Source organism: Streptomyces sp. NPDC050560, assembly GCF_044457285.1.
In the GTDB taxonomy this organism is placed as follows: domain Bacteria; phylum Actinomycetota; class Actinomycetes; order Streptomycetales; family Streptomycetaceae; genus Streptomyces.
On the sequence record NZ_JBITGT010000002.1, the window covers coordinates 546,133 to 555,539 of the forward strand.

Consider the following 9,407-nt stretch of genomic DNA (forward strand, 5'->3'; position numbering starts at 1 on the left):
TCGTCAGTCCGGTTGCCGCCGCCGCGGCAGCAGTCCCACCAGGAGGAGGGTCAGTAGGTTCAGACCCGCGAGGATCGTGAAGAGGAGTTGGGCTGCCTTCAGGGGGGAGTGGGGGGCCCGGGTGAAGTAGAGGGTGCCGAGGGCGGCTACTCCGGTGGCGGTGGCGAACTGCTGGACCGCGTTGAGGAGGCCCGCGCCCGTGCCGACTTCCTCCGGGGTGGCGTCGCCGAGGATGTAGTCGACCAGGGGGACGAAGACCAGGCCCGAGCCGAAGCCGGTCAGCAGGAGCGCGGGGGCCAGGTTGTGGATGGTGACCGCGGTGCCCCAGTGGGCCAGGGACCCGTACAGGCAGAGCAGGCCGGCGACGGTGAGGGACAGGCCCAGGTGCAGGGTGGCGCGGCCCAGCCGCTTCGCGAGCACAGCGCCGGCGAGCAGGACGGCGACGGTGGTGCCGAGCGCCCAGGGGATCAGGGCGAGGCCGGTGTGCAGGGGGGACCAGTGCAGGCCCTGTTGCAGCAGCAGGTTGAGGACGAGGACGAACGCGCCGAGTGCGGAGTAGAAACCGGCCACGATCGCCAGGCCGACCACGAAGCTGCGCCTGCGCAGCAGCGTGGGGGCGATGAGCGGGTGGCCGCTGCGCCGTTCCGAGGCGGCGAACAGGGCGAACAGGGCGAGTGACGCGGCCATCATGGCGAACGTCCAGACGGGCCAGCCGAGTTCGCGGCCCTGGATGAGCGGGACGATCAGCAGGGCGGAGGCGGCGGTGAGCAGGCCGACGCCGGTGAGGTCGAGGCGGGCGGTGGGGTCCTCGCCGCCGCGGCGCGGCAGCACGCGCAGCGCGAGCGCGGCGGCGAGGACCCCGAAGGGGACGTTGACCAGGAAGATCGAGCGCCACTCGCTGCCGAGGAGGTTCAGATGGAGCAGCCAGCCGGCCAGCAGGGGGCCCGCGACGGTGGCCACGCCCATCAGCGGGCCGACCGGGACCAGGGCCCTGCGCAGGTGCTGGGGCGGGAACACGACCTTCACCAGGGCGAGCCCCTGCGGGATCATGACCGATCCGCACAGGCCCTGCACGGTGCGGGCGGCGATCAGGAAGACCACGCCGGGGGCGAGGCCGCAGGCCAGTGAGGCCAGGGTGAAGCCGGTCATGCCGAGGAGGAAGAGGCGCCTGCGGCCGAGCAGGTCGCCGAGGCGGCCCGAGGTGACAAGGCCGAGTGCGAAGGCGGCCGTGTAGGCGCTCAGCACCCACTGCACGGTGACCTCGCCGCCGCCGAGGTCGGCGCGGATGGAGGGACCGGCGAGGTTGGCGATGCTGGAGTCGAGCAGGTCCATGACGTCGGCGAGGAAGACGACGGCCAGGACGAGGTACGCGGTGCGCGGCGGGAGCGTGGGGGTGGGGGCGGGAGGCGCCTGCGGGGGGCGCTGGGCAGTGGACACGAACACCGTTCTGACATAGGAACAGTGTTCGTAGCAATACGAATGGCGTTCTTAGTGATGCAGAACACTGTTCGTCGGTTCGCTAGACTGCCCGTATGTCACCTACTCCGCAGGAACGGCGCGCGGCCCGGCACCGGCTCGGCACGGGGGAGAGCGCGCCGGTGGCGCGGCGCGGGCCGTCCGGCGGGCGGAAGGCGCCCATCACGGTCGACTCCATCGTCGCCACCGCCTTCGGCATCGTGGAGCGCGAGGGGTACGAGGCGCTGACGATGCGGCGCGTGGCGACCGCGCTGGAGACGGGGCCCTCGTCGCTCTACGCGCACGTGGTCAACAAGGAGGACCTGGACGAGCTGCTGATCGGCCGGCTCTGCTCCTCGATCGAGCTGCCCGAGCCGGACCCCGCCGACTGGCGGCGGCAGATCATCGGCGTCTGCACCGCGCTGCGCGACCAGTACCTGCGCTACCCGGGCATCTCCCGGGCCGCCTTCGCCGCGGCCCCGTCCAATCTGGACACCCTGCGTGTGGCCGAGGGCATGCTCGCCATCCTGCTCGCCGGGGGTGTGGACCCGCAGACCGCCGCGTGGGCCGTCGACTCGCTCTCGCTCTACGTCAACGCGTACAGCCTTGAGGTCTCCCTGGCGAACAGGCGCAGCGGGCGCGAGGACGGCGGCTGGGTCGTCGGCAGGGACGAACTGCTGCGCAGGTTCGCCGCGTTGCCCGCCGACTATCCGCAGACCAGGCGGTACGCCGCCGAGTTGACCTCCGGGACCGTCGACGACCGCTTCGAGTTCGCCGTCGGCCTGATGGTGGACGGCCTCCCCGGCGCGCGGCCCCCCGCGTAGGCGGGGTCTGCCGTGGCGCCCGGCGTCCGGTGTACGGCGGCCACCGCGAGCCCCGCCGCGCGCCCGGCGCCCCGGTGAAAGCCTGCCCCCTGCCCGGCGCGAGCCCCGCCGCGTCCCCCGGCGCCCCTCCCGCCCCTTCTCGGTCTCCCCAGAAAAAGTGATATCGTTTTGCTAGTAGGAGATCTGATGCTGTCGTGAGGACAGGGAGGAGTCGTGGTGACCATGCCGACACCGGAGGACATTCGGAGGGAGATGCCGACCCCGACGATCGCCGAGTCGAAGGCGCGGCGGGGGTCGGGGGCCGCGGCGCTCGCGGCGGGCGTCATCGGGTGTGTGCTGGGCATCGTGCTGCTCGCCCTCACGGCCGTCGTGGGCGTCTGGGCGGTCGGCGTCGGGGTGGCGCTGCTGCTCGTGGGGCTCGCGGTGCTGCTCGGCCTCACCCCGGTGGCGCCGGGGGAGGCGCGCGTGGTGCAGCTCTTCGGCCGTTACCTCGGCACCATCCGTGAGTCGGGCCTGTGCTGGGTGAACCCGTTCGCCCGCCGCCGCAGGGTGTCGACCAGGGTGCGCAACCACGAGACGGCCTCGCTGAAGGTCAACGACGCGGACGGCAGCCCCATCGAGATCGCCGCCGTGGTCGTCTGGCAGGTCGAGGACACCGCGCGCGCCGCCTACGCGGTGGACGACTTCGTGGAGTTCGTCGGCATCCAGACCGAGACCGCCGTGCGGCACATCGCCACCAGCTACCCGTACGACGGGCACGGCGACGAGGAGTTGTCGCTGCGGCAGAACGCCGAGGACATCACGGCGCGGCTCTCGGCGGAGATCTCCGCGCGGGTGGAGACCGCGGGGGTGCGGGTCATCGAGTCCCGGCTGACCCGGCTCGCGTACGCGCCCGAGATCGCGCAGGCGATGCTGCGCAGGCAGCAGGCCGGGGCGATCGTGTCGGCGCGCAAGCGGATCGTGGAGGCCGCCGTGGGCATGGTGGACGACGCGCTCAAGCAACTGGAGCGCGACCAGGTCGTCGACCTGGACGAGGAGCGCAAGGCGACCATGGTGAGCAACCTGCTGGTGGTGCTCTGCGGCGATCGCGACGCCCAGCCGGTCGTCAACTCGGGTTCGCTGTACCAGTAGCCGCACCCGGGGAGGACCGATGGCTGAACGCAAGAAGATCCTGCTGCGGCTCGACCCCAAAGTGCACGACGCGCTGGCGCGTTGGGCGGGTGACGAACTGCGCAGCACCAACGCGCAGATCGAGTTCCTGCTGCGGCGCTCGCTGACCGACGCGGGACGGCTGCCGCGTGACGTGGGCGCCCTGCCGCGGCGCGGCCGCCCGCCGAAGCAGGACGCGGACGGTGCCGGGGGTGCCGGGGGCGAGACTCCCGAGGACGCGCCGCCGCCCGAGGACGCGCCGCCCCCCGGGACCGACGGGCGGCCGCCGCCCGAGGACGGCGGGGCGCGGGAGCCGCCGGGGCCCCGTGGCTCCCGCGGCGGGCCGCGGCAGCCGTGAGGCGGGGCCGGGCCGACGGCACAGCGCGCCGAGGTGTGTGGTGTGCGGTGGGTGGCCGGTGGTGGTGTGGACCGGGTCCGTCCGGTGGTACGTGTCGTGTCGCAGCCACGACCGCGGCCACCGGGCGGACCCGTGTCGTTGCCACCGCGCAGGTCAGCGGAGCCGGCCGTCGAGGTAGGCGTGGACGGCCCGTTTGGCCTCCGCCGTCATCTCCTCCTGGTCCAGCAGGCGGTGGCGCAGCACCATCGCCAGTACGGCGTCCGCGATGTCGACGGCGACCGCGATCGGCAGCCGGATATCGAGGGCCGGCTCCCCGAAGCGCTCCGCGAGCGTGGTGACGAGGCGGTCGGCGATGACGAGGTTGTTGTCGCGCTCCGGGTCGAGCAGCCGCAGGTCCACCACGTCGCCGAAGCGGATCGGCGCGAACCCCGGTGCGTCGTGCAGCATGTCGACGTAGGTGTCGATGACCGGGTCGACCGCGTCCCACCAGTGCTCGGGTGTGGCCTTCTCGATGCGCTCGGCGACTCGGGCCTCGAAGACTTCGAGGTTGCGCAGGGTCAGCCCGCGTACCAGGGCCCGTTTGTCGGGGAAGAACTGGTAGAGCGAGCCCACCGCGACACCCGCGCGCTCGGCGATGAGCGTGGTGGTGATGTTCCGGTAGCCGATCTCGTCGATCAACGCGGCGGCGGCCTCCAGCATCTGTTCGAGGCGCAGTCTGCTGCGCTGCTGTACCGGCAGCCGGCGCAGCCACTCGGCGCCGCACGGCCCGTCGTCCGCCACCGCGGAGAACTTCTTCGTCTGCCTCATGGCGACCACCTCCCTTCCGGGGACGGCTCCGTCTCCGGGATGCGGGGAACGCCACACGCCACCGGCCGTTCCCCTGCCCCGGGTTCGGGGAGGGGAGCGGCCCGTGGTTTCGGGTACCTCCCGAAACAGCATCGAGTAACGCGGCGGTCCCGGGCCGGATGTGAATGCGAATCAGTTTCACAGAACCGGCGGGAGCGCAATCGCGCGTATGCTCCGATGAAGATGCGATAAATTCCGTGTTACATCTCGGCTAACGAGCTTACGGAGCCTGCTGGTTTTTACTTGATGAATTCAGCCGGAAGTTGGGGCGGCCAGACGCCGGGCGTCAGTACGCCCAGTGAGTAGGCGCGCGAAACCAGCGCCGCACGGTTGCTGGCTTTCATCTTCTTGAGCATGGTGGCGACGTGGTATTCCACGCCCTGCCTGCTCAGGTAGAGCTTGGCGGCGAGATTGACCGTGGACATCCCCATGGCGATACCGATGAGGATGCGTGCGTCGAGTTCGGTCAGGAAGAACCGTTCCGTCGAGCGGCCTGGATGGCCCTCGGGCGGCTCGTTCCACTGGAGCATGACCAGAAGCGACAGTGCCCCGTCGTCCTCCCGTACCCCGACGGCAGTCAACTGAGCTGGGCAGGTGTGGCCATCCGAGCGCTCCGCGATGACGCGGGCCGAGACCCGCTCGCACCACTCGCCCGCCAGCTTGAGCAACTGCCTGCGCAGGTTGGATTTCGGCTCGTGCCGAATGAATTCGAAGATCTCGCGGCCGTCCGCCACGTCGTCGCAGCCACCGAGATCACGGTGGAATTGCTCGTTTGCTTCCCGTAGCCGCAGCTTGGAGTCGAAGCTCGCCATGCAGATGCCGGACCGCTCGAACAGTGATCGAAAAGCGTCGGCATCGCCTCTCGCCCGCAACTCTTCCGTATCGCGGACGATCTCGCTTGGTGTTGGCGAGATCAGAACCTCAGGCACAGCAGTTTCCCCCTTGTTTCCCCGTTGCCCCCGGTGCGTCCCCCGTTGAGGTTTGTTGCCGGCCGGATGAACTGCTTTCCGTTCCCAACAGCCGCAGATCAACGATAGGAAGCCCAATGAAACGTCGTCAACGGTAGCACCGTCGCCATAGGGCGCAGCGTTGTGAAACGGATTCACATTTCTCAGTTGGGGGGCGGAGTGCGGGGGCGGTGCGGGTACGCGCGGCGGGTACGAATCGGGTCAAGCAATTAATGTCCGGTACGTCTCCACGGCCGCTGTGCGCTGCGACGACCTGCGCTTCGGCGGATGGTGTGTACATCGAGTGCCGAGGGGGAGACGGTGGGTCACGGGAGCTACCGACCGGTCATGACGTGGCAGTTCGTGGCTAATGGGCCGGATGTGACTCGTGGTCCTCCCGTGAATTTTTTACTTCCCCAAGAGGTTGTATTGGCCGATTCTTGCGTATCCCTGGTTCCGGGACCGCCGCGCGGAGGCGGCTGATCAGGGCGCCGCCGCCCCCCGGTGACCTGTGGGTTCTTCGGCCGTACGACCGTACGCGGGCGGTGGGGCTACGCGCGTCCGGCAGAGGCGATGTCCTGATCTCTACGGCGGCTCCAGGGGGCGTCGGGCGTTCAGGACGCGGTGGCGGTGGCCGCGGACTCCCTGAGGGCGTCGAGGATCTCGGCCTGGTGGTGGTTGAGGTAGAAGTGGCCGCCGGGGAACACCCGCATCCGGAACGGGCCGGTGGTGTGCTGCTCCCAGGTGCGCGCCTCGTCGAGGGTGACCTTCTCGTCGGCGTCGCCGACCAGCACGGTGAGGGGGCAGCGCAGGGTCTCGCCCGCACGGAACTCGTAGGTCTCCACGGCGCGGTAGTCGCTGCGCACCGCGGGGAGGATCATGCGCAGGATCTCCTCGTCGCCGAGGACCGCGCCGTCGGTGCCGCTCAGGCTGCGCAGTTCGGCGACGAGCGCGTCGTCGGGGCGCAGGTGCACCCGCTCGTCGCGCACGGTCGCGGGGCCGCGGCGCCCCGAGGCGAAGAGCGCGGCGAGTTCCGTGCCGTCGGCCTGGAGCCTGCGGGCGGTCTCGAAGGCGATGACGGCGCCGAGGCTGTGTCCGAAGAAGACCAGCGGCAGGTCGCGCCAGGGCGCCAGCGCCTCGGTGACGTGGTCGGCGAACTGGTCGAGGGTGTCGAGGCAGGGCTCGGCCCTGCGGTCCTGGCGCCCCGGGTACTGGAGGCAGACCACGTCGAGCGAGGGCGCCAGCGCCTTCGACACCGGGAAGAAGTAGCTCGCGGAGCCGCCCGCGTGCGGGAAGCAGACCACCCGGGCGCGTGGGGTGTCCGCGGGGTGGAAGCGGCGCACCCAGGGTGCGTCGTCGCGGCCGGTGGCCGCCATGGGCTTGTTCACGGGATTTCCTCGCGTTTCGCGGGCACTCGGGTGCCGGTGCCGGGGGCCGGTGTGAGGCCGGTGCCCGGGGGCGGGGCCACGGTGTGTGCGCCGCGCCGAGTGGAGGTCACGTCAGCATAGCGGCCGGTTCCGGCCGCCGATTCCCCGCGCGGGCAGCGGAGTTGGGGGTGGGCCCGCGCGGGGTCCGCAGGGTGTCCGGGTGCGTACGAAGGGGATGTGCGCACCCGGACACCTACCCGGCCCGGGGGAGTGCCGGGGGTCTGGTCAGCTCCAGCGGAACACCTTGCCCGCGAGGGCGCCGATGGCCACGATGAACACCGCCATCACGGCGAGGTGGAGGGGCTGGACGCCGCTGCCCGTCCAGGAGTCCTGGAGCGCCTGGACGCTGGGCGGGAAGTAGTTGCCGATGTCGGCGATCCCGGAGGGCAGGATCGAGCGGGGCACGTACACACCGCCGAAGAACATGGTGGGGAAGAAGAGCAGCAGCCCGATGCCGTACGCGGCGCGGCCGCTGGGCGCGATGGAGGACACCAGCAGCCCGAGGGTCAGCAGGGCGACGATGCCCAGCAGGTAGGCGAGCGCGAACTCGGCCGGGTGCTGCGGCATCTTGACGTCGAAGCCGACGGAGCCGACGACCAGCATCAGCGCGAGCGCCACCACGGCGGCGGCGAACTGGGTGATGAGCTGCGCGGCCAGCAGCCTGGTGGGGTGCACGGGGGTGGTGGACATCCTGCGCAGCACCCCCTTCTCGCGGTACGTCGCCACGTAGGTGGGCAGGGCCTGGAGGGCGAGCACCGAGACGGTGATCACGATCATCGAGGGCGCCCAGTAGTCGATGAACCGCAGCCCGCCGTACTGGTCGTCGGCCTTGGAGGTGCCCGGGATGAGCCCGAACGCGATCAGCAGCACGGTGGGCAGCAGGATCGAGGTGAGCGCGGTGTACGGGTCGCGCAGGAAGAGTTTGATCTCGACGAGGGTCATCGCCCTGAGTGCCTTCATGATGCCTCCCCGACCCCGGCGTGCAGCCCGCGTCCGGTGAGCGCGACGAAGGCGTCTTCGAGGTTCGTCTGTTCCACGCGCAGATCGAGCGCGGTGATGTCGTGGCGCGCCAGCTCGGCGCTGACGGCCTGGAGCAGGTTGCCGGTCCCGGCCACGATGACCTGGGACTTGGTGTGTTCGATCGAGGTGACCTCGGGGAGGTGGTCGAGCAGCGAGTCGTCCAGCGGCTTCTCGGTGCGGAACCTGAGGCGCTGGCCCGCGTCGACCTGGGAGACCAGGCCCGCGGGGGTGTCCTCGGCGATGATCCGGCCCTGCTCGATGATGGCGAGCCGGTCGCAGAGACGCTCGGCCTCCTCCATGAAGTGGGTGACCAGCACGATGGTCACGCCGGTGTCCCTGATGCTCTCGATGAGCGACCAGGTGTCGCGGCGCGCCTGCGGGTCGAGTCCCGTCGTCAGCTCGTCCAGGATGGCCACCTCGGGGCGGCCGATGAGCGCGAGCGCGATCGACAGGCGCTGCTTCTGGCCGCCGGAGAGCTTCTTGAACGGGGTGTTGCGCTTGTCCGTGAGGTCCAGGAGGCGCAGCAGCTCCTCGGGGTCGGCCGGGTCCGGGTAGAACGAGGTCCACATCGTCAGGGCCTCGTGCACCCGGATCTTGTCGGCCAGCTCGCTCTCCTGGAGCTGGATGCCCACCTTCATCCGTACCGCGTGGGTGTCGGTCTGCGGGTCGTGCCCGAGCACCCTGACGCTGCCGCCGTCCCGGTGGCGCAGGCCCGCGAGGAGTTCGACGGTGGTGGTCTTGCCGGCGCCGTTGCGGCCGAGGATGCCGAAGATCTCACCCTGGTCGACGCTCAGCGACACGTCGTCGACGGCGACCTTGTCGCCGTACTCCTTCCGCAGGTTGGTGATCTCGATGACGCTCATGGCCCTCATTCCTTCGTGGCGATTCCCGGTCGCTTCCGGGCTCGGCGGCCGTCCGGCCGGGTGCCGGAGTGTGCGGCCGCGGCCGGGGTCCGGCAGCGGTGCCCGCCGCGTCGTCCCGCCCGCTCCCCGGGTGTGGGGCGGCCCCTCGCGGCTGGCAAAGTGATATCACAATGATAGGCACACGACATCGTGGCCCGCAACACCCCGCCGCACGGGCACACTGCCCGCTGCCGACGCACCCAGGGCGAAGTCTCGGCAGGACTAGGGAATTCAGGACCCCCGGCCGAGAAGACTGAGCGCCGTCTGATCGTCGTCCATCAGCCTGCTGCCGGTCCGTGCCCGCTGTCCGGACCCGCGGCCGCCCTGGAGGTAATGCGGTGTGACCCCAGTCGGTATGCCGGCCTGCCCGCCCCCGGACACCGTGGCTGACGCCCGGCCGGTGCGGACCGCCGCCGCGTCATCCCCGCTTTCCGCCGTCACCCGGCGTTCCGCGCCGTCGTCGAGATGGGTTTGAGTTG

At 70.7% G+C, this 9,407-nt stretch carries 9 protein-coding genes; 3 read left to right on the forward strand and 6 right to left on the reverse strand.

Going from position 1 to position 9,407, the window contains the following annotated elements:
- Nucleotides 1–3: 3 nt before the first annotated feature.
- A complete protein-coding gene (locus ACIBIW_RS07135) occupies nucleotides 4–1,437 on the reverse strand; it encodes an MFS transporter (protein WP_399332796.1) in 1,434 nt (477 codons plus the stop codon).
- A 95-nt stretch (nucleotides 1,438–1,532) separates the two neighbouring features.
- On the opposite strand from ACIBIW_RS07135, the gene ACIBIW_RS07140 reads away from it, so the two are divergent.
- The 3 genes from ACIBIW_RS07140 to ACIBIW_RS07150 all read left to right on the forward strand — a co-directional run bounded on the left by ACIBIW_RS07140 (nucleotide 1,533) and on the right by ACIBIW_RS07150 (nucleotide 3,786).
- A complete protein-coding gene (locus ACIBIW_RS07140) occupies nucleotides 1,533–2,279 on the forward strand; it encodes a TetR/AcrR family transcriptional regulator (protein ID WP_399332798.1) in 747 nt (248 codons plus the stop codon).
- A gap of 222 nt (nucleotides 2,280–2,501) precedes the next feature.
- The gene (locus ACIBIW_RS07145) at nucleotides 2,502–3,410 is read left to right on the forward strand and encodes an SPFH domain-containing protein (RefSeq protein WP_399332800.1); all 909 of its coding nucleotides are present in this window, start codon (nucleotides 2,502–2,504) and stop codon (nucleotides 3,408–3,410) included.
- Between the two features lie 19 nt (nucleotides 3,411–3,429).
- Nucleotides 3,430–3,786, forward strand: a complete 357-nt coding sequence (locus ACIBIW_RS07150; RefSeq protein WP_399332802.1) for a hypothetical protein — start codon at nucleotides 3,430–3,432, stop codon at nucleotides 3,784–3,786.
- A gap of 153 nt (nucleotides 3,787–3,939) precedes the next feature.
- Here ACIBIW_RS07150 and ACIBIW_RS07155 read toward each other — a convergent pair whose 3' ends face one another.
- From ACIBIW_RS07155 to ACIBIW_RS07175, 5 genes are all read right to left on the reverse strand, one after another.
- Nucleotides 3,940–4,593, reverse strand: a complete 654-nt coding sequence (locus ACIBIW_RS07155) for a TetR/AcrR family transcriptional regulator (RefSeq protein WP_399332804.1) — start codon at nucleotides 4,591–4,593, stop codon at nucleotides 3,940–3,942.
- Between the two features lie 278 nt (nucleotides 4,594–4,871).
- Nucleotides 4,872–5,561: a LuxR C-terminal-related transcriptional regulator gene (locus ACIBIW_RS07160; protein ID WP_399332806.1), complete on the reverse strand. Its 690-nt coding sequence runs from the start codon at nucleotides 5,559–5,561 to the stop codon at nucleotides 4,872–4,874.
- Between the two features lie 632 nt (nucleotides 5,562–6,193).
- Nucleotides 6,194–6,955: a thioesterase II family protein gene (locus tag ACIBIW_RS07165; protein WP_399332957.1), complete on the reverse strand. Its 762-nt coding sequence runs from the start codon at nucleotides 6,953–6,955 to the stop codon at nucleotides 6,194–6,196.
- Between the two features lie 276 nt (nucleotides 6,956–7,231).
- The gene (locus ACIBIW_RS07170) at nucleotides 7,232–7,966 is read right to left on the reverse strand and encodes an ABC transporter permease (protein ID WP_399332808.1); all 735 of its coding nucleotides are present in this window, start codon (nucleotides 7,964–7,966) and stop codon (nucleotides 7,232–7,234) included.
- Nucleotides 7,963–8,889 (reverse strand): ABC transporter ATP-binding protein, encoded by a 927-nt coding sequence (locus ACIBIW_RS07175; protein ID WP_399332810.1) that lies wholly within the window; start codon nucleotides 8,887–8,889, stop codon nucleotides 7,963–7,965. The genes ACIBIW_RS07170 and ACIBIW_RS07175 overlap by 4 nt, the downstream gene beginning before the upstream one ends.
- Nucleotides 8,890–9,407 lie beyond the last annotated feature (518 nt).